At 68.5% G+C, this 24,866-nt stretch carries 26 protein-coding genes and 1 pseudogene; 8 read left to right on the top strand and 19 right to left on the bottom strand.

What is annotated here, in order from left to right; genetic code table 11:
- Positions 1-14 precede the first annotated feature (14 nt).
- From G3N96_RS25425 to G3N96_RS25415, 3 genes are all read right to left on the bottom strand, one after another.
- Entirely contained in the window at positions 15-554 is a 540-nt protein-coding gene (locus tag G3N96_RS25425) for a chromate transporter (RefSeq protein ID WP_206138889.1), read from the bottom strand.
- Positions 551-1,162 carry a chromate transporter gene (locus G3N96_RS25420; protein ID WP_206138888.1) on the bottom strand — a complete coding sequence of 204 codons (612 nt, stop codon included), beginning with the start codon at positions 1,160-1,162 and terminating at the stop codon, positions 551-553. The genes G3N96_RS25425 and G3N96_RS25420 overlap by 4 nt, the downstream gene beginning before the upstream one ends.
- A 325-nt stretch (positions 1,163-1,487) precedes the next feature.
- Positions 1,488-2,243 (bottom strand): DeoR/GlpR family DNA-binding transcription regulator, encoded by a 756-nt coding sequence (locus tag G3N96_RS25415; RefSeq protein WP_206138887.1) that lies wholly within the window; start codon positions 2,241-2,243, stop codon positions 1,488-1,490.
- 81 nt (positions 2,244-2,324) lie between these two features.
- Here G3N96_RS25415 and G3N96_RS25410 point away from each other — a divergent pair, with 81 nt between their 5' ends.
- From G3N96_RS25410 to G3N96_RS25400, 3 genes are all read left to right on the top strand, one after another.
- Positions 2,325-2,924, top strand: a complete 600-nt coding sequence (locus tag G3N96_RS25410; RefSeq protein WP_089439421.1) for an NUDIX domain-containing protein — start codon at positions 2,325-2,327, stop codon at positions 2,922-2,924.
- Positions 2,921-3,301, top strand: a complete 381-nt coding sequence (locus G3N96_RS25405) for a DUF4406 domain-containing protein (protein WP_206138886.1) — start codon at positions 2,921-2,923, stop codon at positions 3,299-3,301. Before G3N96_RS25410 ends, G3N96_RS25405 begins: the two co-directional genes overlap by 4 nt.
- A gap of 184 nt (positions 3,302-3,485) precedes the next feature.
- Positions 3,486-4,358 carry a Sir2 family NAD-dependent protein deacetylase gene (locus tag G3N96_RS25400; RefSeq protein WP_206138885.1) on the top strand — a complete coding sequence of 291 codons (873 nt, stop codon included), beginning with the start codon at positions 3,486-3,488 and terminating at the stop codon, positions 4,356-4,358.
- 37 nt (positions 4,359-4,395) lie between these two features.
- On the opposite strand, the gene G3N96_RS25395 is transcribed toward G3N96_RS25400, so the two are convergent.
- Positions 4,396-5,607 carry a S53 family peptidase gene (locus tag G3N96_RS25395; RefSeq protein WP_206138884.1) on the bottom strand — a complete coding sequence of 404 codons (1,212 nt, stop codon included), beginning with the start codon at positions 5,605-5,607 and terminating at the stop codon, positions 4,396-4,398.
- Between the two features lie 412 nt (positions 5,608-6,019).
- On the opposite strand from G3N96_RS25395, the gene crcB reads away from it, so the two are divergent.
- The gene (gene crcB, locus G3N96_RS25390; RefSeq protein ID WP_206138883.1) at positions 6,020-6,406 is read left to right on the top strand and encodes a fluoride efflux transporter CrcB; all 387 of its coding nucleotides are present in this window, start codon (positions 6,020-6,022) and stop codon (positions 6,404-6,406) included.
- A gap of 23 nt (positions 6,407-6,429) precedes the next feature.
- Positions 6,430-6,780 (top strand): DUF190 domain-containing protein, encoded by a 351-nt coding sequence (locus tag G3N96_RS25385; RefSeq protein ID WP_089495250.1) that lies wholly within the window; start codon positions 6,430-6,432, stop codon positions 6,778-6,780.
- A gap of 21 nt (positions 6,781-6,801) precedes the next feature.
- Here the strand turns inward: G3N96_RS25385 and G3N96_RS25380 are convergent, their stop codons facing one another.
- Together G3N96_RS25380 and G3N96_RS25375 are read right to left on the bottom strand one after the other, a co-directional pair.
- Positions 6,802-7,365: a YggT family protein gene (locus G3N96_RS25380; protein ID WP_124576684.1), complete on the bottom strand. Its 564-nt coding sequence runs from the start codon at positions 7,363-7,365 to the stop codon at positions 6,802-6,804.
- A 71-nt stretch (positions 7,366-7,436) separates the two neighbouring features.
- A complete protein-coding gene (locus G3N96_RS25375) occupies positions 7,437-8,366 on the bottom strand; it encodes a DUF2520 domain-containing protein (RefSeq protein WP_206138882.1) in 930 nt (309 codons plus the stop codon).
- A 501-nt stretch (positions 8,367-8,867) separates the two neighbouring features.
- Between G3N96_RS25375 and G3N96_RS25370 the strand changes: the two genes are divergently transcribed.
- On the top strand, positions 8,868-9,173 hold the full coding sequence (locus tag G3N96_RS25370) for a hypothetical protein (protein WP_043181688.1): 306 nt from the start codon (positions 8,868-8,870) through the stop codon (positions 9,171-9,173).
- 124 nt (positions 9,174-9,297) lie between these two features.
- Here G3N96_RS25370 and G3N96_RS25365 read toward each other — a convergent pair whose 3' ends face one another.
- Positions 9,298-9,966, bottom strand: coding sequence for a LysE family transporter (locus G3N96_RS25365; protein ID WP_206138881.1), 669 nt, complete (start codon positions 9,964-9,966; stop codon positions 9,298-9,300).
- Between the two features lie 58 nt (positions 9,967-10,024).
- Positions 10,025-11,581 (bottom strand): UbiD family decarboxylase, encoded by a 1,557-nt coding sequence (locus G3N96_RS25360; protein WP_089494263.1) that lies wholly within the window; start codon positions 11,579-11,581, stop codon positions 10,025-10,027.
- Positions 11,582-12,177: 596 nt separating this feature from the next.
- On the opposite strand from G3N96_RS25360, the gene G3N96_RS25355 reads away from it, so the two are divergent.
- Positions 12,178-13,290, top strand: a complete 1,113-nt coding sequence (locus G3N96_RS25355; RefSeq protein ID WP_124576688.1) for a transglycosylase SLT domain-containing protein — start codon at positions 12,178-12,180, stop codon at positions 13,288-13,290.
- A 100-nt stretch (positions 13,291-13,390) separates the two neighbouring features.
- Here the strand turns inward: G3N96_RS25355 and G3N96_RS25350 are convergent, their stop codons facing one another.
- The 9 genes and pseudogenes from G3N96_RS25350 to G3N96_RS25315 all read right to left on the bottom strand — a co-directional run bounded on the left by G3N96_RS25350 (position 13,391) and on the right by G3N96_RS25315 (position 20,826).
- Positions 13,391-14,587, bottom strand: a complete 1,197-nt coding sequence (locus tag G3N96_RS25350) for a pyridoxal phosphate-dependent aminotransferase (protein ID WP_124576689.1) — start codon at positions 14,585-14,587, stop codon at positions 13,391-13,393.
- A gap of 73 nt (positions 14,588-14,660) precedes the next feature.
- Positions 14,661-15,098: a transcription antitermination factor NusB gene (nusB, locus tag G3N96_RS25345; protein WP_021157083.1), complete on the bottom strand. Its 438-nt coding sequence runs from the start codon at positions 15,096-15,098 to the stop codon at positions 14,661-14,663.
- Complete coding sequence (ribH, locus tag G3N96_RS25340; protein WP_039371042.1) at positions 15,095-15,610, bottom strand: 6,7-dimethyl-8-ribityllumazine synthase; 516 nt, start codon at positions 15,608-15,610, stop codon at positions 15,095-15,097. Before ribH ends, nusB begins: the two co-directional genes overlap by 4 nt.
- Positions 15,611-15,663: 53 nt before the next feature.
- Positions 15,664-16,806 (bottom strand): bifunctional 3,4-dihydroxy-2-butanone-4-phosphate synthase/GTP cyclohydrolase II, encoded by a 1,143-nt coding sequence (gene ribBA / locus G3N96_RS25335; protein ID WP_089439431.1) that lies wholly within the window; start codon positions 16,804-16,806, stop codon positions 15,664-15,666.
- Between the two features lie 140 nt (positions 16,807-16,946).
- Positions 16,947-17,465, bottom strand: coding sequence for a DUF1993 domain-containing protein (locus tag G3N96_RS25330; RefSeq protein ID WP_069247362.1), 519 nt, complete (start codon positions 17,463-17,465; stop codon positions 16,947-16,949).
- Positions 17,466-17,666: 201 nt separating this feature from the next.
- A pseudogene (locus tag G3N96_RS39365) lies at positions 17,667-17,756 on the bottom strand (riboflavin synthase); the annotation flags it as partial.
- Positions 17,757-17,759: 3 nt separating this feature from the next.
- Complete coding sequence (gene ribD, locus G3N96_RS25325; protein WP_206138880.1) at positions 17,760-18,881, bottom strand: bifunctional diaminohydroxyphosphoribosylaminopyrimidine deaminase/5-amino-6-(5-phosphoribosylamino)uracil reductase RibD; 1,122 nt, start codon at positions 18,879-18,881, stop codon at positions 17,760-17,762.
- Between the two features lie 15 nt (positions 18,882-18,896).
- Positions 18,897-20,180 (bottom strand): glutamate-1-semialdehyde 2,1-aminomutase, encoded by a 1,284-nt coding sequence (hemL, locus tag G3N96_RS25320; protein ID WP_124576691.1) that lies wholly within the window; start codon positions 20,178-20,180, stop codon positions 18,897-18,899.
- A gap of 175 nt (positions 20,181-20,355) precedes the next feature.
- Positions 20,356-20,826, bottom strand: a complete 471-nt coding sequence (locus tag G3N96_RS25315) for a hypothetical protein (RefSeq protein ID WP_206138879.1) — start codon at positions 20,824-20,826, stop codon at positions 20,356-20,358.
- A 246-nt stretch (positions 20,827-21,072) separates the two neighbouring features.
- On the opposite strand from G3N96_RS25315, the gene G3N96_RS25310 reads away from it, so the two are divergent.
- A complete protein-coding gene (locus tag G3N96_RS25310; RefSeq protein ID WP_124576693.1) occupies positions 21,073-22,290 on the top strand; it encodes a Bcr/CflA family multidrug efflux MFS transporter in 1,218 nt (405 codons plus the stop codon).
- A gap of 96 nt (positions 22,291-22,386) precedes the next feature.
- Here G3N96_RS25310 and G3N96_RS25305 read toward each other — a convergent pair whose 3' ends face one another.
- Both G3N96_RS25305 and pgl read right to left on the bottom strand, forming a co-directional pair.
- Entirely contained in the window at positions 22,387-24,315 is a 1,929-nt protein-coding gene (locus G3N96_RS25305; protein WP_089439434.1) for a bifunctional transcriptional regulator/glucokinase, read from the bottom strand.
- On the bottom strand, positions 24,293-24,866 hold a 574-nt coding region (gene pgl / locus G3N96_RS25300), incomplete at its 5' end, for a 6-phosphogluconolactonase (RefSeq protein WP_206138878.1). The genes G3N96_RS25305 and pgl, both read right to left, overlap by 23 nt.

Here is a 24,866-nt window from a genome sequence, read left to right as displayed (position 1 = left end):
CGCGTCGCCGTGCATCACATGCCGAGCGCGTGCACGCCGACGAGCAACAGCGCGCCGATCGTGATCAGCAGCAGCGCGTGAATGCGCGTGTAAATCACGCACAGCGTCGACGCAACCGCGATCGCGCGCGCGGCCCAGCCGCCGTCGAGCGCCTGCAGCAGCACCCACACCGACGCGAGGATCATGCCCGCCGCGACCGGGCGCAGGCCGGCCTCGAGCGCGATCTGCCAGCGCGCGCCCTGGTGCCGCCGCCACAGATGCGCGACGCCGTAGATCAGGAACGCGGTCGGGCCGAACAGCGCGAGCGTCGCGATCGCCGCGCCCCAGAAGCCGGCCACCTGCCAGCCGATCAATGTTGCGAGCAGCGAGCCGGGGCCCGGCGCCATCCGCGCGATCGCGAAGTCGTTCACGAATTGCGTGGCGGTCATCCAGTGATGCACGTCGACGACCTGCCGCTGGATGTCGGCGATGATCGCCTGCCCGCCGCCGATCGTCGCGATCGACAGCGGCGCGAACACGCCGAACAGCGCGGCGTAGCGTTGCGATGCGGTCATCGCGTGTCGCTCCCGGGAGGCGTCGCGGCCGCGCGGCGGTATTCGAGCGCGACGCTCAGCGTGCCGCCCACCAGCACGGTCCACACGAGCGGCCAGTGCAGCACGGCGACCGATATGAACGTGAGCGCCATCACCGCGAACGGCAGCGCGCGACGCGGCAGCCGGCGCACGGCGGTGATCGCCATCGAGATCGACAGCCCGATGGCCGCGGCCGCCGCGCCGGCGAGCGCGACATGCGTGAGCGGAAAGCGCGTGAGGGTCGAGAACGCGATGCCGAACAGCACGATCAGCACGGCGGGCGGCGCGATGATGCCGGTGAAGCCGGCCACCGCGCCGCGCCATCCGGCGAGCCGGTAGCCGATCCAGATCGCGAGGTTCTTCACGTTGACGCCCGGCAGTGCCTGCGACAGCGCGAGGCCGTTGAGGAATGCCTCCTCGTCGAGCCAGCGCCGCTCGTAGACGAAGTCGCGCATCATTCGCCCGCTGAGCCCGCCGCCGAAGCTGGTCAAGCCGATCTGCGAGAACGCAATGAACAGCGCGAGGACGCCGGGCGGCGGCGCGTTGCCTGCAGGCGGTGCCGACGACGGGGCGGAGGAGGGCGGGGGCATCGGGTGGGCGGCGCGTGGCGGTTGGGCGGTCGCTCATGTTAGCAAGCGAACCCTGTCAGCACGCTGACAGGGGCTCGGCGGCGCCACGATGAAAGCCCGTGGCCGAGTTGACGGGCGTGTTCGGGCACACCCGGCAAATCCGCAAATCCGCAAATCCGCAAATCCGCAAATCTCTCGCGGACGCACCCCGTCGCCGCTACACGCGTACGACCGTCACCCCTGCCGCCTTGATCTGCTTCGTCAACGTGGCGTCGGTTTCCTTTTCGACCGCCACGGTATGCGTCAGCGTGATCCGCAACGCCCTCGCGGGTGCATCCCGTCGCCGCTACGCGCGCACGACCGTCACCCCCGCCGCCTCGATCGGCTTCGTCAGCGCGGCGTCGGTTTCCTTTTCGACCACGACGGTGTGCGCCAGCGTAATTTCGCCAATCACGAACTGCGACGCCGCGCGCAGCTTCGACTGCGACGCGAGCACGACCGTCTCGGCCGCGCGTTCGGCCAGCGCGCGCTTGATCGCCGCTTCCTCGAAATCGCCGGTGCTGAGCCCCGCGACCGGATGCACGCCCGTGACGCCCATGAAGTACAGGTCCGCATGGATGCGCGCGATGCCCTCCATCGCCACCGCGCCGACGGCCACGATCGAATGCTTGTAGAGCCGCCCGCCGATCAGGATCACGTCGATCGACGGATGCGCGGCGAGCGCCACCGCGACACTCGGGCTGTGCGTGACGATCGTCGCGCGCAGGTCGGCCGGCAACTGGCTGACGAGCAGCGCCGAGGTCGTGCCGCCGTCGACGATCGCCACCTGCCCGGGCGCGATCATCTCCGTGGCCCGCCGCGCGATGCGCCGCTTCTCTGCCGTCTCGAGCGCCTCGCGCTGCGCGAAAGGCGCGACGGCCGGCGACGCCGGCAGCGCGCCGCCATGCACACGCTGCAGCAGCCCCTCGGACGCGAGCTCCCGCAGGTCGCGGCGGACCGTGTCTTCGGACACACCGAATTGCGCGCTCAGCTCGACCGCCAGCACCTGGCCGTCGCGCGCGAGTGCGTCGAGGATCGCTTTCTTGCGTTGTGTCGTCAGCATCGTGTTTGCACGAATTTTCTTGAAGTTGCACGAATATGCACGTTACCATGAGCGCCGTCTTTTGTCGAACCGGAGGCTGGGATGGCTGCAACGCGGGACCGTGTCCGCATCGTCGATACGACGGTGCTGTCCGATGACTGGTATGTGCTGAAGAAGGTGACGTTCGATTTCCTGCGCCGCGACGGAACGTGGCAGCGCCTGAGCCGCGAGACCTACGATCGCGGCCATGGCGCGACGATCCTGCTGCGCAATGCCGGGACGGGCGACGTGCTGCTGACGCGGCAGTTCCGGATGCCGGCGTTCGTCAGCGGGCATGACGGCATGCTGCTCGAGGCCGCCGCCGGCCTGCTCGACGACGCGACGCCCGAAGCCCGCATCCGCGCGGAGGCCGAGGAGGAAACCGGCTATCGCGTGCGCGGCGTGCGCAAAGTGTTCGAGGCATTCATGAGCCCCGGCTCGGTGACGGAGAAGCTGCATTTCTTCGTCGGCGAATACGATGCGTCGCTGCGCACCGGCGACGGCGGCGGCGTCGCGGAAGAGGGCGAGGATCTCGAGGTCGTCGAGATGCCGCTCCAGGCGGCGCTGGACGCGATCGAGCGCGGCGAGATCGTCGATGCGAAGACGATCATGCTGCTCCAGTACGTCGCGCTGCGGGAAACCGCCGGCGCGCGCACGGCATGACGCCGCTGCTCGTGCTGGTCGCCGGCCCCTATCGCAGCGGCACGGACGGCGACCCCGCGCGCATCGCCGCGAACCTGCACCGCCTGGAGGAGGCGGCGCTTGCCGTGTATCGTCGCGGACACGTGCCGATGATCGGTGAATGGGTGTCGTTGCCGCTCGCCGTCGCGGCCGGGTCGCGGCAGGTCGGCGACGCGATCAGCGAGACGTTCTTGTATCCGGCCGCGCACCGGTTGCTGCGGCGCTGCGATGCGGTGCTGCGCATCGACGGCGCGTCGCGCGGGGCGGACATGGACGTCGGTCTTGCCCGGCAGCTCGGCAAGCCGGTCTATTTCGCGGCCGACGACATGCCGGTCGCGCAGGACGATTCGGATCGCTGACCAGGCGGGGAGGCGGCCAGCCGGAGCACCGCCGGCCGCTCCCGGCATCGGCCGGCTGACTGCATCCCTCGCGGCCGGGCGAGCATCGGGTCAAGCCGTTGCATTGCGCATGCCGCCCCGCACGCGAACCGGCGTATGATCGCGACGCCACCCGCGCACCGCCCGACGCTACCGCCGCCCCATCATGCCGTTCTCCGATTCCGCTGACGCCACCGCTGCCGCCGCCGCCGCGCAACTGCCCGCCGATCTCGTCGCTTCCGCCGTCGCCGCGCTCGCGCGTGCCGATGCCTTGCTCGTGACGGCCGGCGCCGGTATCGGCGTCGATTCCGGGCTGCCCGATTTTCGTGGCACGGACGGCTTCTGGCGTGCGTATCCGGCGCTGCGCCACGAGCGTTTCGAATTCCACGAGATCGCCTCGCCGCACGCATTCCGTGCGCGCGCGCCGCTCGCGTGGGGCTTCTACGGGCACCGTCTCGCGCTTTACCGCGCGACGGAGCCGCATGCGGGCTTCGCGATCCTGCGCCGCTGGATCGACGCGATGCCGAACGGCGGCTTCGTGCTGACGAGCAACGTCGACGGCCAGTTCCAGAAAGCCGGCTTCGATCCGGCGCGGATCGTCGAGATCCACGGCTCGATCCACGCGATGCAGTGCCTGCGGCCGTGCACGGACGATACATGGGATGCGGCGCCGTTCGTGCCCGATGTAGACGAGGCGACGTGCCGTCTGGTCGGCGACATGCCGCGCTGTCCGCACTGCGGCGGCCTCGCGCGGCCGAACATCCTGATGTTCGGCGACACCGGCTGGCTCGGGGCGCGCTACGACGCGCAGGAGCGTGTGCTGGAAGACTGGCTCGCGCGAGCCGGGCGCGTCGCCGTGGTCGAGATCGGCGCGGGCACCGCGATCCCGACCGTGCGCCTGTTGAGCGAACGGCTCGGCGCCGACGTGATCCGCATCAACGCACGCGAAGCGCATGCGCGCCGCGCGGACGTGATCGGCTTGAAGGGCGGCGCGCTGGCGACGTTGACCGCGCTCGATCGCGCGTGGCACGGCGGCTGAGCGCCGCGCCACGCGCCGACCGGCGCCGATCGCGCGGTTACGGCCGGGCGACGAGCGCCTGCACGAGGGCCGGCGCGACGGGCGAACCGAGGCCCGTCACGTAGTCGTAGCCGCCCGCCGCGCTGCAGATGCTGCCGCAATTGCCGTTGGACCCGGTCGTCACGTCATGAAAATCGCTGCCGTATGCGGTTTTACCGACCGTATAAAGCGCGTCGTAGGTGCCGCTCAACGACTTCTTGCCGGCCGCCGTGCGCAGCGAATTCGCGATCGCGACGAGCGCCGACCATTGCGGCGCGCCCGCGCTCGTACCGCCGACCTGGAACCAGCCGGCCTGCCCCTGATAGGTGACCGAGTCGTACACGGCGAAACCGCTGGACGGATTCGCATCGTAGCTGACGTCGGGTATGCCGCGTTTGCCGGCCACCGGAATCGGCCATGCCGTCTGGCCGGCCGGCTCGGCCTCGGTCGTGCTCACGCCGCCGCCGCTGCCGCTCCATGCGGCTTCGCCGACATAGTTGCCGGCCGCATCGGACGACAGCGTCGTGCCGCCGACCGACACGACATAGGGCGACGCGGCCGGGTATTCGGTTCCGGTGCCGCTGTCGCCGGACGACGCGACGAACGTGACGCCCGCGACGTTGAAGTGGCTGTCGAAGCCGGTCTCGGTGCTGAATTCGTTGCCGCCGAAACTCATCGACACGACCGACGCGCCGCGCTTGACCGCGACGTCGACCGCGGCGAGCAGGTCGTTGAAGCTGGCCGAAGCGGCCTCGACGAGCACGATCTTCGCCTTCGGCGCGATCGCATGCACCCATTCGACGTCGAGCGATATCTCGAGCGACCAGCCCGAATCGGTTTTCGGCCGAGCGCCGTGTGCGTACACCTTGGTGAAACAGCCGTTCGACGACGTGCAGGCCGGCAGCGAGAACGCGTTGCTGAACACGCCGAGATCGGACTCGATCTTCGGGTCGTCGTATGCGTCGACGATCGCGACGGTCATCCCGTCGCCCTGGTTGGCGATCGAATCGAATCCGTACGCGTGCCGCGTGAGCGCGGGCGTGAGGCCGGCGATGGTGGCCGTGCTCGCACGGGGCTTGGTGTGGAACGGCGGGCGGGCGAATCCTTTCGGTGCGCGGTTGCCCTCGACGTAGGACGGTGGCCCGTTGCCGTCGGCGAGCGCGACACTCGATGCGAGCAGCGACGCGCACAGCGCCGGTATCAACATGGATGGCAGGCGGGTATCGTTCATTTTTAGAGTCTCCATGTCGATGGAGTGAAGTGGCGAAACAATTTTACGAAATCGACGGAGTCAATTGAATCGAATATCGGCCGGATACGGGAATGTCTGATGAGGGTAAATACGTGAAACCTGCGTAGAAGCTGGATTTTCAGGATTGACCTGCGGCCGGATCGGATTACGTTTCTGACTTTAAAAATCTGATAAATAATCGTTCTTTTCGGAATTGATTTGTAATGTCGGATGTAATTATTCGGAAATGCAGATTCAGTCGCGCACGCGAAAATAACGTAAAACCGCGAGCAGTCGCGACACGATCCGGTGCGAGCCGGCCCGGCCCGCGGCATTGCCGCCGTCGCGCGATTCCGCATACAGTTCAGCGTAGGCCGCGTCCGCTGCGCGGCGGCGCCAGTGAGGAGTGCCCTTGTTCTATTCGATCGTCGCGATCTTCGTCGGCGCCGGGCTCGGCGCGTTGCTGCGCTGGTTCCTGAGTCTCGCGCTCAACGAATTCTTTCCCGCCGTGCCGCTCGGCACGCTCGCCGCGAACCTGATCGGCGGCTACGTGATCGGTATCGCCGCCGTCGTGTTCACGACCCGCGTCGGGCTGCCGCCCGAGTGGCGGCTGTTCGTGATCACGGGCTTTCTCGGCGGCCTCACGACGTTCTCGACCTATTCGGTAGAAGTGATGACGCACGCGGTGCAGGGCGAATTCGGATGGGCGTTTACGGTGGCTGCCCTACACTTGACTGGATCGTTCGCGCTGACCGCGCTCGGCATGTGGACCGCGCGCGCGTGGCTCGCGGCGGCCTGAGCGTGCCGCCATCGGAGGGTGCGATGGACAAGATCTTCCTGCGCTTCTATGTGCACGAGAAGCATCGGCTGCACTGGAAACCGCTGTGGGAATGGCTACTGGAGGAAGCGAACCGGATGGGCGTCGCGGGCGGTTCCGCGTTTCGCGCGATGGCCGGGTTCGGCCAGCATCGCGTGCTGCATGAGGACCGCTTCTTCGAACTGCAGGGGTCGCTCGCGATCGAGATCGAATTCATCGTCACCGAGGACGAGGCGCAGCGCTTGCTCGAGCGGCTGTCGCACGAGAAGGTGCGGGTGTGCTACGCGATGATGCCGGCGCGTTTCGGCGTGATCGACACGCTCGGCGGACCGCCGGCACAGGGGCCGGCGGCGTAGGGGGCGACGTTGGCGTTAGCGTCAGATGCCGAACATCGTCAGCGACACGGCGGCGCGCGTGACGATCATCAGCAGCACCTGCACGATCACGAACAGCAGGATCGGCGACAGGTCGATGCCGCCGAGATTCGGGATGATGCGGCGCAGCGGGTTCAGGAACGGCGCGGTGAGCTGGTAGAGGATCGGCATCGCCGGCGAGCGCGGGTTGAGCCACGACAGCAGCGCCATCAGGATCGTCATCCAGATCACGAGATTGAGCGCCCACTTCACGACGGTGAGCAGCGCGACCACGACGAGCGTCGCGATCACCGCGGCCGGATCGAAGCCGGCCATCACGACCATCAGCACGACGTAGACGAGCGCGGTGAGCAGCGCGGCGACGACGCTGGCCCAGTCGATGCCGCGCACGCCCGCGATGACGCGACGCAGCGGCAGCACGAGCCAGTTGGTCGCCTGCAGCACGGCCTGCGTGACGGGGTTGTACGGTGGCACGCGGACGGCCTGCATCCAGACGCGCAGGATCAGCGCGGCGCCGAACAGCGTGAAGACGGTATTGAGCAGAAAACGGGCGATCTCGCCGAACATCGTTGGCATCCTTTTTAGTCAGTAGCGTGCGGCCGCCAACGCCGGATGGCGGCGCATCGGCCGACACATTATCACGCCTCGTCTTGCGACGGGGAGGGGTGTGCGGCGGTGCGCGCGAGCGACGTTTCGACGGCTTCGGCGAGGGCCGGCAGCGATGCCGGCGGCGTGGCGCGCTGCGCCGCGAGCGCGATCGCGCGGCGGGTCAGCAGCGCGTACAGCGTCGCATGATCGCCGCCGCGCGTTTCAAGCAGTGCCAACTGGCGTTCGACGATGCCCGTGTCGCCGCGCGATACCGGGCCGGAGAGCGCGTTCGCGAGCCCCTTGTCGCGCGCGGTTTCGATCGTGCCGGCCAGCATCGGCAGCAGCGCGCGCAGCGCGGCGTCTTCGTCGAAACCGAGGCCGCGCCACAGCTCGACCGCTTCCGCCAGCCCGCACAGCGCGAAGCTCGCCGCGTAGTGCGCGGCTGCGTGATAGAGCATCCGGCCGCCGGCCGGAATCGACAGCGGATGGCAGCCGAGTGCGGCAGCAAGTCGCAGCAGCGTCGCGTGCAACGCGCCGTCGGCTTCGATCGTGACCGAGCAGCCGTCGATGCGGGCGAGGTCGGCGTCGGTGCCGCCGAACAGATATAGCGGATGGAAACCGCCGGTGGCTGCGCCTTGCCGCTTCGCCGGATCGAGCAGGGCGACCGCCGACGCGCCGCTGCAGTGAACGACGGCCTGCTGCGCGGCGCGCGACGCGTCGAGGCGCAGCGTCGCGGCGGCCGACGCGAGGTGGTCGTCAGGCACGGTCAGGAAGATCAGGTCGGCGGCGTCGGCAACCTGCTGCGGGGTGTCGACAGCCTGGCAGCCGTCGAGGCGCGCGGCGAGCGCCGCCGCCGACGCGGGCGTACGGCTCGCGACCGCGACGACCGGAAAGCCGGCCTGCGCGAAGCGCTGCGCGACGCAGCGCGCGAGACGGCCGGCGCCGATAAAGCCGAGGCGGGGTGTGTCGGGAACGGACATGGCGGCGGGTGTAAGCGAAAACGAAGCAGCCGCCAGTATCGCAGGAATGACAGCCGGGCCGCGAAAGGGCAGTTTCTATGCGGGCACGTGGCTGGTTTAACGGTATGCGCGCTATATCGGCAAGTGTTGCACCGCCCGGCACACCGTCGAACCCGACCCCGAAACATATCGCCCCCGTATCCGGCTTGAAATGTCGGCATCTTGTCTCAAATTTGTAATCGTTCATTACGGTTGCGTGCCCGCTGCGTGCGCCGTATCCGGTAAGACTGACCGGCGATGATGTTGCGACCCGACTCGTCGGACGGAATCGCGCGACCGGCATGGGGCGCCGCAGGCGCCGCGAGCCATGCCGCACGGCGGCCTTGCCCGCGTGCAATTGCAATTTGCAACAAATGCACGACACGCGAGGGGCGGGTTTTCGCTACATTGCTTCCATGCGACGTGCACGCCCGCCGTTGCCGACAGGGGCGCATAAATTACCGCTCCAGCAGGAGAATCGAAGTGAAAAAGCTCATTCCGTTCATCGCCGCCGCCGCGCTGGGCCTGGGTGCCGCAAGCGTTGCGCAGGCTCACGTGTCGATCGGGGTCGGCATCGGTATCCCGGTCGCGCCCGCGTATCCCGTCTATGCACCGCCGCCGCCCGTGTACTACGCGCCGCCGCCTCCGCCCGTCTATTACGCACCGGCGCCGGCCTACTATGCGCCGCCGCCCGCCGTGGTCGTCGGCGGCTATGGTGGTTACTACGGCCGTCCATACTGGCGTCACGGTTACGGCGGCTGGGGCCATCACGGCTACTGGCGTCGCTGATTCGTGCCGCGCGGCCTGGCCGCGCGTGGCAAAACGGCGCAACGTCCCGCGAGGGGCGCTGCGCCGTTTTTTCTGGGGAGCCGCCGTTCGACCTCGGTGAGCGGCTCGCGCGGGCCGACTCCGATTACACCGCGTGCACGATCAGATCGCGGTAGCCGCCGACGATCACGCTGTACGAGAAATACGCGAACAGCAGCGCCGACGCGACATGACACGCGCGCATCAGCCCGGTGCCCGCGCGCTTGCGGCCCTGGCTCGCGAGCGTGCACATGAAGAGTGTCCACGCGAGGCCGCCGAGGAAAAAGCCCGACAGGAACACCGACGCGGTGGCCGGCGTGGTCGCGCCGGCTTTCGCGATCAGCGCGCCGCCGACCGCCGCGAACCACAGGATCGCGCTCGGCGACGACATCGCGAGCAGCATCCCGCGCAAGAAACTGCGCCGCGCGCTGGCGCGCGGCGGCGGCGTGTCCTCGGCATCGTCGCCGGCCGCCCTGGCCGGCGTGAGCGCTTCACGCGCCATCTTCCACGTGAGGAACAGCAGCACGGCGCCGCCGCCGATCCACACGATCCAGCGCACCGGCTCGAACTGCAGCAGCACGGCCATTCCCGCGAGCGCGAGCGCCGCATAGACGAGATCGCCGACGCACGAGCCGATGCCGAGCCAGAAGCCCGGCCGGAAGCCGTGCGACAGCGTCAGCGACAACATCGCGACATTGACCAGGCCGATGTCGAGGCACAGCGACAGCGACAGAAAGAAGCCGTCGGACAGCATGGAGGCGGGCGGAAAGGTCATCTTCGTCGTTCTTGTCGCGATGGCAATCCACGGGCCGGCAGGCGCCGGCCGCATGGCGTCAGAGACCGATCTCCTGCCAGAGCCGGTCGACGCGCGCCTTCACGGCCGCATCCATTTCGATCGGGCGGCCCCATTCGCGGCTGGTCTCGCCGGGCCACTTGTTGGTCGCGTCGAGGCCCATCTTCGAACCGAGGCCGGCCACCGGCGACGCGAAATCGAGATAGTCGATCGGCGTGCTGTCGACCATCACGGTGTCGCGCACGGGGTCGACGCGCGTCGTGATCGCCCAGATCACTTCCTTCCAGTCGCGGATGTTCACGTCCTCGTCGACGACCACGATGAACTTCGTATACATGAACTGCCGCAGGAAGCTCCACACGCCGAACATCACGCGCTTCGCGTGGCCCGCGTAGCTCTTCTTCATCTGGACGATCGCCATCCGGTAGCTGCAGCCTTCGGGCGGCAGGTAGAAGTCGGTGATCTCGGTGAACTGCTTCTGCAGCAGCGGCACGAACACCTCATTGAGCGCGACGCCGAGCACTGCCGGCTCGTCAGGCGGCTTGCCCGTGTAGGTCGAGTGGTAGATCGCGTCGCGGCGCATCGTGATGCGCTCGACGGTGAACACCGGGAACCACTCCTGCTCGTTGTAATAGCCGGTGTGGTCGCCGTACGGGCCTTCGAGCGCGTGCTCGTACTTGGCGGATGCATTGCCGGCCGGGCGCGGCGGTGCGCCGGCCGGAGCCGGGGCAGGGGTACCTTCCTGCGGATAAATGAAGCCTTCGAGCACGATCTCCGCGCGTGCGGGCACCTGCAGCGTGTCGACGCCGGGCGTCAGGCACTTCGCGAGCTCCGTGCGGCTGCCGCGCAGCAGGCCGGCGAACTGGTATTCGGACAGCGAATCGGGCACCGGCGTCACCGCGCCGAGCGTCGTGGCCGGATCGGCGCCGAGCACGACCGCGACCGGATATGGCTTGCCGGGGTTCTGCAGCGCGAATTCGCGGAAGTCGAGCGCGCCGCCGCGATGCGCGAGCCAGCGCATGATCAGCTTGTTACGGCCGATCAGTTGCTGACGGTAGATCCCGAGGTTCTGCCGCGACTTGTTCGGCCCGCGCGTGACCGTCAGGCCCCACGTGACGAGCGGCCCGGCGTCGCCGGGCCAGCAGGTCTGGATCGGCAGCCGGTTCAGGTCGACGTCGGCGCCTTCCCAGACGATCTCCTGGCACGGCGGCGACGACACCGATTTCGGCGCCATGTCCCACACGGCCTTCGCGAGCGACAGCAGCTTGCCGGCGTCCTTCAGGCTCTTCGGCGGATCGGGTTCCTTCAACGCGGACAGCAGGCGCCCGAGATCGCGCAGCGAATCGAGCGCGGCGTCGTCGCCCGCATCGACGCCCATGCCGAGCGCGACGCGGCGCGGCGTGCCGAACAGGTTGCCGAGCACGGGGAAGTCGTAGCCGGTCGGCGCGTTGAACAGCAGCGCAGGGCCGCCGGCGCGCAGCACGCGGTCGCACAGCTCGGTCATTTCGAGCACGGGCGACACGGGCTGCGTGACGCGCCGCAGTTCGCCGAGCGCCTCGAGGCGCTGAATGAAATCGCGTAAGTCTTTGTATTTCATGAAGATGGTCCGGGCCACCCGCCAGGCGGGCAGCGATGGGTGGGCGCAGCGGCCGGCTGCGACCCCGAATCGACCGACGATTTTACCCGCGCGGCCGCATGCCCGCCCGGCGGAGAAAAAAGTCGACCGCGCGCAAACCCCCTACGGCACGGGGATTGCGTTCTGAAGCGTGCCGGTAAATTACTTTTTGTTATGATTTCAATGTTTTATAGTGTTGACGATCTATAAAACCCTGCTAGAATCCGCTCACATTGGCTGCAGGGTAAAAGGCTTCGAGCCGCCAATCACCGATCTTTGACGCAGCGCGTCACCGTCCGCCGAATCCTGCACGGCGTATCCGACGGCCTTAGTCGTAGTCCCGGCCAGCGCCACCAGACGCTGGTTTTTTGCGTGGGTGCCACCGCGTATGCCCGCCTCGCCCAATGTGCGAAGGTGCCGGCCCTCTTACACCGTGGCCTCGAACGGTACTTATACCGTTTCCCCGATGTCTGCACGCCCCAACCAAAGCGTGCGGCGTCGTGATTCCGCGGCGCGTTACCTGTCTCGCCATCGAGCTGAGCGAGCCGCACGAGTCATGTTCATGGGAGATGATCTGAATGAACGCTTGGTTATCGTGGCGTCCTAGTGAGCAGCATGCGCAATTCGTGCGCAGCATGCTGCGTCGCGGGACGCGTGTCAGTCACCATCTATTCAGCGTTGTCGGCTGTCTCGCCGTCGCAGTTGCGCTTGCACTGTGGCTGCTGCCAACCGTCCGCGGCACGCTCGCCGCGAAGCTGATGCCGGTCGTATCCGCCGCCGTGCAAGCCGGCCCGGCCCGTCTGCTGACCGGCCACCCGCTGCCGAACTTCGCGCCCGCCGGCGCGCAGCCGCAGCAGGAAGAGAACAGCCCCGAGACGGACGCACTTGCGGTTGGCCTCGACGTCGCACCGGAAGCCGCCGCCGCGCAGGGCGATGCGTCCGATCCGGCCCGCAACGGCCCGTCGCCCGTCGCGCTGGCGAAGCTGATCCCGACCCAGCGCGTGGCGGCCGATGCGCGTGACGACCGTGCGCTCGCATCGAATCGCGAACAGGCACTCGTCGCGACCTACCTGTCGCGCCGTTACCGCGTCGCGCAGGAGCCGCTTGGCCAGCTCGTCAAGGCTGCGTTCCAGACCGGCCGTGACGTCGGCCTCGATCCGCTGCTGCTGCTGTCCGTGATGGCGATCGAATCGGGCTTCAACCCGTACGCCGAAAGCGGCGTCGGCGCGAAGGGCCTGATGCAGGTCATGTCGAAGGTCCATTCCGACAAGTTCGAGTATTTCGGCGGCACCGATACCGCACTGCAGCCGCTCGCGAACCTCCAGGTCGGCGCGCTCGTGCTGAAGGACTGCATCGCACGCGGCGGCTCGCTTGCGAACGGCCTGCGCCTGTACAACGGCTCGACGAACCCCGACGACAACGGCTACGGTTCGAAGGTGATGGCCGAGCGCGGTCGCCTGCGTGACGTCGCGCGGGGTCGTAGCGTGCCGGTCAATGCGCCGCAGGCGCCGGCGAAGCCGATCGTCACGGCGGCCGCCGTGACGGCAGCCGCAGGCGGCGCGAAGCGCGTGCATGCGACGCTCGAGACGTCGGCGAAGTCGGCGGCATCGAAGGAAGCCACGTCGCAGGACGACGCGAGCGTCGATACCGCGAAGCAGTCGCACGGCGATCGTCCGGAGCTTGGCGCATAACTTGCGCACGGCTCCAGCCAGCAGGACATGAAAAAGGCACCCGGATCGGGTGCCTTTTTGCTTTTGCGGGGTGCGGAATGGCCGCGGCACCGGCCGCGTGTCAGTGCTGCCGGAACAGCGTCGCGAGCCGATCGACCGCTTCCTCGAGCCGCGAGTAGGCCGTCGCATAGGACAGGCGGATATAGTCACGCGGCGCATGGACGCCGAAGTCCATGCCGGGCACCAGCACGACGCCCGCGTCGTGCAGCATCGCCGTCGTGAGCGCGGCGCTGTCGCCGGCCGCCGGGTGGGCGACGCCGCCGCAGTGCGCATACACGTAGAACGCGCCGTCCGGCATCACGGGCACCGTGAAGCCGAGCCGTTCGAGCGCCGGTGCGATGAAATCGCGGCGGCGCTTGAATTCGAGCCGGCGCGCTTCGTAGATGTCGAGCGCGGCCGGCTCGAAGCACGCGAGCGCCGCGTGCTGCGCGAGCGCGGACGGGCAGATGAACAGGTTCTGCGCCAGCTTCTCGAACGTGCCGACCAGCGCGGGCGGCACCACCAGCCAGCCGAGCCGCCAGCCCGTCATGCTGAAATACTTGGAGAAGCTGTTCACGGTGACGACGTCGTCGCCGAACGACAGCGCCGACACGGGCGCTGCGTCGTAGCTGAGCCCCTGGTAGATCTCGTCGACGATCGTGAAGCCGCCGCGTGCGCGCACGGCTTCGACGATCCGTTTCAGCTCGTCCGGCTCGAGCGACGTGCCGGTCGGGTTCGACGGCGACGCGAGCAGCACGCCGCGCGTTCGGTCGCCCCAGCGTGTGCGGACGTCGTCCTCGGTGAGCTGGAAGCGCGCATCCGGGCCGCTCGGCACGAGCACCGCGCGGCCTTCGGCCGCGGCGACGAAGTGCCGGTTGCACGGATACGACGGGTCGGGCATCAGCACCTCGTCGTCACGCCCGACGAGCGCGAGGCACGCGAGCAGCAGCGCGGCCGACGCGCCGGCCGTCACGACGATCCGTTCCGGACTGATCGTGAGGCCGTACGCGCGTGCATAGTGCGCGGCGATCGCCTCGCGCAGCGGTGCGATGCCGAGCGCGCTCGTATACTGGGTGACGCCACGGCGCAGCGCGGCCGCGGCCGCTTCGACGACCGGCTCCGGCGCAGTGAAATCCGGCTCGCCGATGCCCATGTGGATAACATCGCGCCCGGAGGACTCGAGACGCTGTGCCTCCTTCATCAGTTCCATCACGTAGAAAGGCTGGATCGCGTCGACGCGTGCGGCGAGTCTGACGAGCGAATCGGTGGCGGTATTCATCGGGCGGGCAGGGCGAGGGGGGCGGGGCAAAAGAAAAAACGGGCGCATGCGCGCCCGTTCCGGACCAACGGGTTCAGCCGTTGCGGCGCGCCTGCGTTTCGGCGGGGCGCAGCTTCGCGGCGAGCTTGTCGAGCACGCCGTTCACGTACTTGTAGCCGTCGGAGCCGCCGAACGTCTTCGCGAGTTCGACAGCTTCGTTGATGATCACGCGATACGGCGTTTCGACGTGGTGCGTGAGTTCGAACGTGGCGATCAGCAGCACGGCGCGTTCGACGGGCGACAACTGGTCGATCGGGCGGTCGAGCGACGGCGTCAGCGCTTCGACGAGCGTGGCGTGCTCGCGGATCACGCCGTGCAGGATCGCGTCGAGCAGCTCCTTGTCGGCCTTGTCGTATCCGAGCGCGCCGCGCAGTTGCGCGTCGATCTCGCCGGAGGATGCGTTCGACAGCAGCCACTGGTACAGCCCCTGCGTCGCCAGCTCGCGCGATTGTCGGCGGGCGCTCTTCTTCATGCGCGCTCCTCTTCGTCGTCTTCCTCTTCTTCGTCCTCGTCGTCATCGCCGAGCTGGTCGAGGGCCATCGTCAGGTTGGCCATCTCGACGGCGACGCGTGCGGCGTCACGACCCTTTTCGGTCATGCGCGCGACGGCCTGCTCGTCATTTTCGGTGGTCAGGACCGCGTTCGCGATGGGCAGGTTGAAGTCGAGGCCGATGCGGGTGATGCCCGCGCCGCTCTCGTTCGACACGAGTTCGAAGTGGTAGGTCTCGCCGCGGATCACCGCGCCGAGCGCGATCAGCGCGTCGAACTGGCCGCTTTCCGCGAGCTTCTGCAGCGCGAGCGGGATTTCCAGCGCGCCGGGCACCGACACGAGCAGCACGTCTTCACCGGTGACGCCGAGGCGTTCCAGTTCCTCGACGCACGCGTCGGCGAGGCCGTTGCACACGGGCTCGTTGAAGCGCGATTGCACGATGCCGATACGCAGGCCGTCGCCTTCGAGATTCGGTTGGTATTGTCCGATTTCCATGATCTTGTCCGTGGTGTGGATGAACGGTTATAGGGCGAAAGCGCCGTGGCGGGTTACGCGTTGGACGCCGGGCAGGACTTGGCTTCGCCGCCGGGCATCGGAATGAAGCCCGTGACTTCCAGGCCGTAGCCGGACATGCTGCCCAGCTTGCGCGGATTCGACAGCACCTGCATCTTGCTGACCCCGACATCGCGCAGGATCTGCGCGCCGATGCCGAACGTCTTGAAATCAACCGGCCGGCGCTTGAGCACAGCGGCCTTTTCTTCCTCGTCGAACGCCTTGAAGACGTCGATCAGGTGTTCCTTCGTGTCGCCGCAGTTGAGCAGCACGATCACGCCGAGGTCGCGCTCCGCGATCTCGCGCATCGCGGCGTCGAGCGTCCACGAGTGCGTCGACACGCCCGTCTCGAGCAGGTCGAGCACCGACAGCGGCTCGTGCACGCGCACCGGCGTATCGACGTCCGGCGACGGCGTGCCGCGCACCAGCGCGATGTGCGGCGAGCCGCTCGGCTGGTCGCGGTACAGCACCGCGCGGAACGTGCCGTGCGCGGTCTGCATCGTGCGCTCGGCGATCCGCTCGATGATCGATTCGGTGCGGCTGCGGTACTGGATCAGGTCGGCGATCGTGCCGATCTTCAGGTTGTGTTCCTGCGCGAACTCGATCAGGTCGGGCAGGCGCGCCATCGTGCCGTCGTCCTTGATGATTTCGCAGATCACCGCGGCCGGCGTGAGGCCCGCCAGCGCGGTGAAGTCGCAACCGGCCTCGGTGTGGCCCGCGCGCACGAGCACGCCGCCCGGCTGCGCCATGATCGGGAACACGTGGCCCGGCTGCACGATGTGCTCGGGGCGCACGTCATGCGCGACCGCCGTGGCGATCGTGTGCGCACGGTCGGCGGCCGAGATGCCGGTCGTCACGCCTTCGGCCGCTTCGATGCTGACCGTGAACGCGGTGCCGTACTGCGTGCCGTTGCGGTAGGTCATCAGCGGCAGGTGCAGCTGCTTGCAGCGTTCCTGCGTCAACGTCAGACAAACCAGGCCGCGGCCGTACTTGGCCATGAAGTTGATCGCTTCCGGCGTGACGAATTCGGCGGCGATCACGAGGTCGCCCTCGTTTTCGCGGTCTTCTTCGTCGACCAGGATCACCATCCGGCCGGCTTTCAGCTCGGCGATGATGTCGAGCGTGGAGGCGAGCGTCATAAGGGGGCGTGAAAGAGGAAAGTGCGTATTTTACGCCAGCCGGACGACGTTTCGGCTGGCGTGGGCCGCGCGCGCCCGGCGAGCGCTCCGGAAAGCGCTGCGGCCGGCCTGCGCGGCAGGCCTGGCGGGGCGGCCGCGCGTCACGCGTGCTGGTCGCGCCCGCCCAGGTAGTCGAGCTTGCCGAGCTCGACGCCGCTGTGGCGCAGGATGTCGTACGCGGTCGTCACGTGGAAGAAGAAATTGGGCAGCACGAAGTTCAGCAGGTACGACTGGCCGGTGAACTCGATCGGGCCGACGCGCATCTTCAGCACGATCTGGCGCGCCTCGCTGCCGTCGATCTGCGCGGCGTCGAAGCTTTTCAGGTAGTCGATCGTCTTCTGGATGCGGGCGTGCAGTTCGTCGAAGGTCTGCTCGACGTCCGGGTAGCTCGGGATTTCGACATCGGCGAGGCGCGCGGCGCAGCCCTTGGCCGTGTCGGTCGCGATGTAGACCTGGCGGACGAGCGGCAGCATGTCCGGGTACAGGCGGGCGCCGACGAACACCGACGGATCAATCTGCTTCTCGGCCGCATGGGCCTGCGCCTTGCCGAGAATGTGCTGAAGATTGGTCAGGCCACGGATCAGGACAGGCACCGAGGCCTGATACATCGAAATGGACATGGGGACGACTCCTTGAGGAAGAGGGTGACCAATACGCGGCCGCGCCGTGCGTTGCGGCGCCTGAACCGCTGTCGACGCATCTTAGCGCAGCGGCATGACCCGTGCGCGTCGTTGGCCATTCGGCCAGCTGTCGGGGCAGGTGGGCGCGCGACGAGCGCACGCGTCGGGGCTTCGCCGGCGACGCGCGGCGCGAAATGGGATGGGGGGCAGGCTGATCGAGAACGCGCAGCCGCCCGCGCGATCGTCGATCGTGCTGACGGTCAGGCTTACGCCGTCGACCGTGATCGATCCCGTTCAGTGCGCGGCTTCGGCCGGCGCGAAACGCGCGAGGATCCGCAGATCGTCGCCGACCCGCTCGAACCCGTGGAACGACAGCCGCGTACGCGCGTCGAGGTTCGCTGGCGCGGCGAGGTCGAACATGCCGGCCGCATCGGCGCCCAGCAGGCTCGGCGCGAGGTAGACGAGCAATTCGTCGACGCACTGCTCGCGCAGCAGCGAGCCGTTCAGCTTGTGACCGGCCTCGACGTGCAGCTCGTTGACGCCGCGCGCGCCGAGCGCCGCCAGCATCGCGGGCAGGTCGACCTTGCCTTGCGCATTCGCGATCGGCACGATTTCCGCGCCACGGGACTTCAGCACGTTCGCGCGTACTTCGCCGGCGGCGTCGAGCCGGCCGCAGAAGATCAGCAGCGGCGCGCCTTCGAGCAGCCGCGCGTCGAGCGGCAGGTCGAGGCGGCTGTCCACGAGGATGCGCTGCGGCTGGCGCGGCGTGTCGATGCCGCGCACGGTCAGCAGCGGGTTGTCTTCACGCACGGTACCGATGCCGGTGAGGATCGCGCAGGCGCGCGCACGCCATGCGTGCCCGTCGAGGCGCGCGGCCTCGCCGGTGATCCACTGGCTTTCGCCGGACGGCAGCGCGGTGCGGCCGTCGAGCGACGCGGCGGTCTTCATCCGCACCCACGGGCGGCCGCGCGTCATTCGCGACACGAAGCCGACGTTCAGTTCACCCGCTTCGTGCGCGAGCAGCCCGCAGCGCACGTCGATGCCCGCGTCGCGCAGCATGCCGAGGCCGCGCCCCGACACCTGCGGGTTCGGGTCTTCCATCGCGGCGACCACTTTCGCGACGCGCGCTTCGATCAGCGCGTTCGCGCACGGCGGCGTGCGGCCGAAGTGGCTGCACGGCTCGAGCGTCACGTAGACGGTCGAGCCCGCGACGTCGTAGCCGCGTGCGCGGGCATCTTTCAGCGCCTGCACTTCCGCGTGATCCTGGCCGGCCGGCTGCGTGAAGCCTTCGCCGATCACGTCGCCGTCCTTGACGATCACGCAGCCGACACGCGGGTTCGGCGCCGTCGTATACATGCCGCGCGCGGCGAGCGCGAGCGCGCGCTGCATGTGGGCGAAATCGATATCCGAGAACATGCGCGCGGACCCGGGTCAGGCAGCGAGTGCCGCGAATGCGCGGCGCGCGGCCGCGAGCGTCGCGTCGATCACCGCGTCGTCGTGCGTGCTCGACACGAAGCCGGCTTCATACGCCGACGGCGCGAAGTACACGCCTTCGTCGAGCATCAGGTGGAAGAAGCGGTTGAAGCGCTCGGTGTCGCTCTTCGTCACTTCGGCGAAGCTGGTCGGCACACGTTCGGCGAAGTAGAGGCCGAACATCGCGCCGATCGAGTCGGCCGCGAACGGCACGCCGGCCGCACGCGCTTCGGCCGCGAGGCCGTCGGCGAGACGCTTGGTCTGCGCGGTGAGCGCATCGTAGAAGCCGGGCGCCTGGATCAATTGCAGCGTCTTCAGGCCCGCGGCGACCGCGATCGGGTTGCCCGACAGCGTGCCGGCCTGATAGACGCCGCCGAGCGGCGCGAGGTGAGCCATGATGTCGCGGCGGCCGCCGAACGCGGCAGCCGGCATCCCGCCGCCGATCACCTTGCCGAGGCAGGTGAGGTCGGCCGTGATCCCGTAGTGGGCCTGCGCGCCGCCGAGCGCGACGCGGAACCCGCACATCACCTCGTCGAAGATCAGCACGGCGCCGTGCTTCGTGCACAGCGCGCGCAGCGCGTTCAGGAATTCCGGCGTGCCGCGCACGAGGTTCATGTTGCCCGCGACCGGTTCGACGATCACGGCGGCGATCTCGTCGCCGAACGCGCCGAACGCTTCTTCGAGCGCGGCGACGTTGTTGTATTCGAGGACGGTCGTGTGCTTGGCAATGTCGGCGGGCACGCCGGCCGACGTCGGGTTGCCGAACGTCAGCAGGCCCGAGCCGGCCTTCACGAGCAGGCTGTCCGCGTGGCCGTGGTAGCAGCCCTCGAACTTGACGATGCGGCTGCGGCCAGTGAAGCCGCGCGCGAGACGCAGCGCGCTCATCGTGGCCTCGGTGCCGCTCGACACCATCCGCACCTGCTCGATCGACGGCACGAGCTTGCAGATTTCCTCGGCGATCTCGATCTCCGCTTCGGTCGGCGCGCCGAACGAGAAGCCGTCGGCGAGCACGTTCTGCACGGCCGACAGCACTTCCGGATGGACGTGGCCGACGATCATCGGGCCCCACGAGCCGATGTAGTCGATGTACTGCTTGCCGTCGGCATCCCAGAAATACGGGCCTTGCGCGCGTGCGACGAAGCGCGGCGTGCCGCCGACCGAACGGAATGCGCGCACCGGCGAGTTGACGCCGCCGGGAATGGTCTTCTGGGCGCGTTCGAAGAGGATCTGATTGTTGGACATGGACGAAACCTGCGAGAGAAGGGCGCGGGGGCCTGTGCACGGGCCGCGGCGCCTGGGCGGAACGATCGTCCGATTGTACCGGAGACGCGCGCGGCGGGCCCGCGGCGCGGTCTGCGGCGTATCGGCGCGCGAGGGATCGCGCGGGCCGGGACGAAGCGCGGGTGATTCAGCCCCGTTATCGATCCGGCAACGGCAACGGCGGCGGCTTGCGTTTGCCGGTCAGCTCGACCCAGCGCTTCTCGAGCGGGCCTTCGACCATCGGCTTGATCACCGTGCCGGAGCTTTGCGCATCCCAGGTCTGCACCGAATACGGATGGACGCGCAGCGCGTCGCGCGCGATCACGACGTCCTGGTGCGCGTCGACCAGCCAGTCGTACACGAAGTCGATGCACAGCCGGTAGCCGCGCTTCGTCGACGGATCGGGCACCTCGTACGGCGCGCGCGTCACGTAGCCGGAGCCGAACACGCCCTTGGGCTCCTTCGCGACGCGATGCAGGAACACGCGGTCGCCCGGCAGGATGCCGCGCGCGAAGCCGCAGCCCCACACGTCATGCACGGCCTCGCCGGCCTTCACGCGCGCGGCGATGTCGGGCAGTTCGGGCCACGGCCATTTCTTGGGGCTCCAGATCAGCAGGAAAGCGGTCATCGGTTCGGTCGTGCGCTGTATTGGTCAGACAAGAAGGGGGAGGTGCTGCAAGCTTAATCGAATCCGGCGCTCGATCCCGCGCGGCGGGTACCGTGCAGAGCCTTTCAGGCACGCAGCGCACTCGGCCGCCTGCACGTAAAAAAGTTGCGCGTACAATCATGGGCCTGGGCGTGCCGTTCGCGGCGCGGCCTCCCGTCTTCACCGCCACGCGCGCGCCGATACGCGCGGGCTCCATTCCGGATACCCATGTCTCACGTCATCCGACGCCGGCCCGATGCCCGGCTGATCCTGTTGCTCGGCGCGCTCGCCGCCTGCGGGCCGATCGCTACCGACATGTACCTGCCGAGCCTGCCGTCGATCGCCGACGGCTTCTCCGTCAGCGCCGGCGCCGCGCAGCGCACGCTGACGAGCTTCATGGCCGGCTTCTCGATCGGCATGCTGCTGTACGGCCCGCTGTCCGACACGTGGGGCCGCCGCCCCGTGCTGCTCGGCGGCATCGCGCTGTTCACGCTCGCGAGCATCGGCTGCTTCGTGTCGACGTCGATCGACATGCTGATCCTCGTGCGCTTCCTGCAGGCGCTCGGCGCCGGCGCGGCGTCGGTGCTGTCGCGTGCGATCGCCCGCGACGCGCACGAGCCGACCGACGCGGCGAAGGTGCTGTCGATGGTGGCGATCGTCACCGCGGTCGGGCCGCTGCTCGCGCCGCTGATCGGCGGGCAGATCCTGCGCTTCTCCGGCTGGCGCGGCGTGTTCGTCGTGCTGGCCGTGTTCGGCGCGGTGTGCGCGGCGACCGCGTACCTGCGCGTGCCCGAAACCTGGCCGAAGGAGCGGCGCAAGAGCGCGGCCGTGCTCGCGTCGTTCGCGTCGTACGGGCGCATCCTGTCCGATCCCGTCGCCTGGGGGCACATGCTGTGCGGCGGGATGGCGTTCGCGTCGATGTTCTCGTACATCACCGCCACGCCGTTCGTGTACATCGAGTATTTCCACGTGTCGCCGCAGCACTACGGGCTGCTGTTCGGCCTGAACGTCGTCGGCATCATGATCGGCAACTTCGCGAACACGCGGCTCGTCGGCCGCCTCGGCTCGCTGCGCATCATCGCGGCCGCGTCGCTCGTGAGCTGTATCGCGTCGCTCGCGGTCGCGCTCGTCGCGCTGACGGGGTGGGGCGGGTTGTGGTCGATCGTCGTGTGCCTGTTCTTCGTCGTCGGCGTGGTCGGGATCCTGTCGGCGAACTGCACGACCGACCTCATGCATCGCTATCCGCACAACGCGGGCGCGTCGGCGGCCGTGTTCGGCGCGATGCAGCTGGCGCTCGGCGCGCTCGCGAGCGTCGCGATCGGCGCACTCGCGGACGGCACGCCGTTCGCGATGGGCGTGACGATCGGCGTTTCGGGCGTGCTGTGTTTCGCCGGCCGCTACCTCGTGCTGCGCTGGCACGGACGGCCCGTCAAGGCGGGCGCCTGATCCGCGGCCTGACGGCAGCATGAAAAACGCCACCGCGCGCGCTGCGCCGGTGGCGTTTTCGTTTCGAACGCGGGAAGCGGCTGCCGCCGCACCGTGTCAATCCCGCGCGACGTCCTTCGCCGCCGGCGACGCGCCGTGGCTCAGCCAGTCGAGCACGTCGGCCGTTTCGTCGTCGCTCGCGCGTGCCCTCGCCTGCGCGACGGCCTCGGGCAGTTCGCCGTTCGTCGACGCACGGCGGATCGCGACGCCGACCGCGAGGATGTCGATCATCAGCAGATGCAGGATCCGCGAGATCATCGACAACTGCGACTCGCGCATCTCGATGTGGTCGGTTTCGAGCGCGACGGTCGCGCGCTTCGCGAGCGGCGTGTTGCTCGACGTGATCGCGATCACCTTCGCGCCGGCCTGCATCGCGACGTCGAGCACGCGCAGCAGTTCGGGCGCGCGCCCCGACTTCGACACCGCGACGATCACGTCGCCTTTGCCGAGCAGCGCGGCCGATGCGGCCTGCATGTACAGGTCGCCGTACGCGATCGTCGGGATCCCGAAGCGGAAGAACTTGTAATGCGCGTCCTGCGCGACGATGTTCGAGTTGCCGAGCCCGTAGAACTCGATGCGCCGCGCGCCGTTCAGGATCTCGATCGCGTTCTCGACATGCTCGAAATTCAGGTGCTCGCGCAACTGGAGGATCGCCGACACCGTGTTGTCGAGCACCTTCGCGCCGAAGTCGGTGGCCGTGTCGCCGAGATGCACCTGGCTGTGGCTCATCGGGATCGTGCCGGTGAGGCCGGTGGCGAGCTTCAGCTTGAAGTCGGACAGCCCCTGGCAGCCGAGCGAGCGGCAGAAACGGATCACGGTCGGCTGGCTCACGTCGGCCTTGCGCGCGATGTCGACGATCGGATCGTTGATGATCGAACGCGGATGGTTCAGCGCGAGATCGGCGACGCGGCGCTCGGCCGGCGTCAGCGCGTCGCGCATCTGGCGGATCCGTTCGAACACGGCCGACGACGCGCCGCCCGAGCGGTTCGACAGTTGCTCCGCGAGGATCGCCGATACGCCGAGGAACGCCGGGTATTCGGCGGTGATCAGGTAGGTCGGGATGTTCTCGAGGTAGTGCGTGAAGCGGCCTTTCGCCTCGAAGCGCGCGCGGAACGACGAGCGCGTGAACAGTTCGCCGAGCTTCAGCGCGACACCGCCGCCGATGTACACGCCGCCGAGCGCACCGAGCGTCAGCGCGACGCTGCCCGCGAACGCGCCGAGAATCCCGCAGAAGCATTCGACCGTCTCGAGCGCGAGTGCGTCGCCCGCATGCGCGCGCTCGACGATCTCGACCGTGTCGACGGTCGCGGCCACGCGCTTCTTGTCGCGCGCGGCGAGCGCGCGATAGATGATCTCCATGCCGGGGCCCGCGCACACGCGCTCGAACGACACGTGCGGAAACTTCTTGCGCGCGTACTGCAGCACCAGGTCCTCGCGCTCGTCCTGCGGCGCGAACGATGCATGGCCGCCTTCGCTGCCGAGCGCGATCCAGCGGTCGTCAGCAGGGATCAGCCCCGACACGCCGAGCCCGGTGCCGGGTCCGAGCAGCCCGATCACGCTGTTCTGGCGGCGCGCGCCGCCGCCGACCTGCACGCGTTGCGCATCGGTCAGCCCCGGCAGCGCCATCGCGAGCGCGGTGAAATCGTTGACGACGAGCAGCGTGTCGAAGCCGAGCGCGCGGCGCGTCGCCTCGATCGAGAAGCTCCAGTCGTGGTTGGTCATCGTGACCTGGTCGCCGTCGACCGGGTTCGCGATCGCGATCGCCGCGTGATTCACGCGGCTGATCTTCACATCCTTCAGATACTTGCGGATCGCGTCGGTGATCGTCGGATAGTCGGCGCCGGGATAGACGCGAATCTGTGTGATCTCGCCCGGGCCGGTTTCCAGCGCGAAGCGCGCGTTGGTGCCGCCGACGTCCGCGAGCAGGCGCGGGCCGTCGGCATGCTGACCCGCGACGACCGCCTTACTTTGCGCACCAGTAGACATCGAGCTGGGTCCCCTTGTCGTTGGCCAGTTGGGAAATCGCGTTCTTCTGCAGCGACGCGGCCGCGGCGTCGAGCACCGCGCGTTTGCGTTCGCCCGCGATCAGCAGGAACAGCCGGTCGACGCGCTTGAGCGCATCGAGCGAGAAGCTCACGCGCGCATGCGGCGCGGCGCCGGGATGGACGGCGACGAAACGCTCGGGCGTCGTGATCGCGTGATCCCATTCGGGCGCATCGGCGAAGATCGACGCGGTATGGCCGTCCTCGCCCATGCCGAGCACCGCGACGCTCGGCACGCGGTAGTCGGCGTTCGCGTTCAGCGCGGCGACGTGCGCGTCGAGCGCGGCGCGCGTGTCGACGAGCGGCAGGAAGCGGGCAGGGGCGGCGGCGTGCTGCAGCAGCGTGTCGCGCACGAGGTGCGCGTTGCTGGCCGCATCGTCCTCCGGCACCCAGCGGTCGTCGACCAGCGTCACGTCGACGCCGGCCCAGTCGAGCGCCGTGTGCGACAGCGTGTGCAGGAACGGGCGCGGGCTCGTGCCGCCGGACACCGCGAGC

It is taken from the genome of Burkholderia sp. Se-20373, from assembly GCF_017104705.1.
Taxonomy (GTDB): Bacteria; Pseudomonadota; Gammaproteobacteria; order Burkholderiales; family Burkholderiaceae; genus Burkholderia.
Note: the sequence above shows the minus strand (reverse complement) of the source record. Positions and strands in the feature narration are given on the sequence as shown.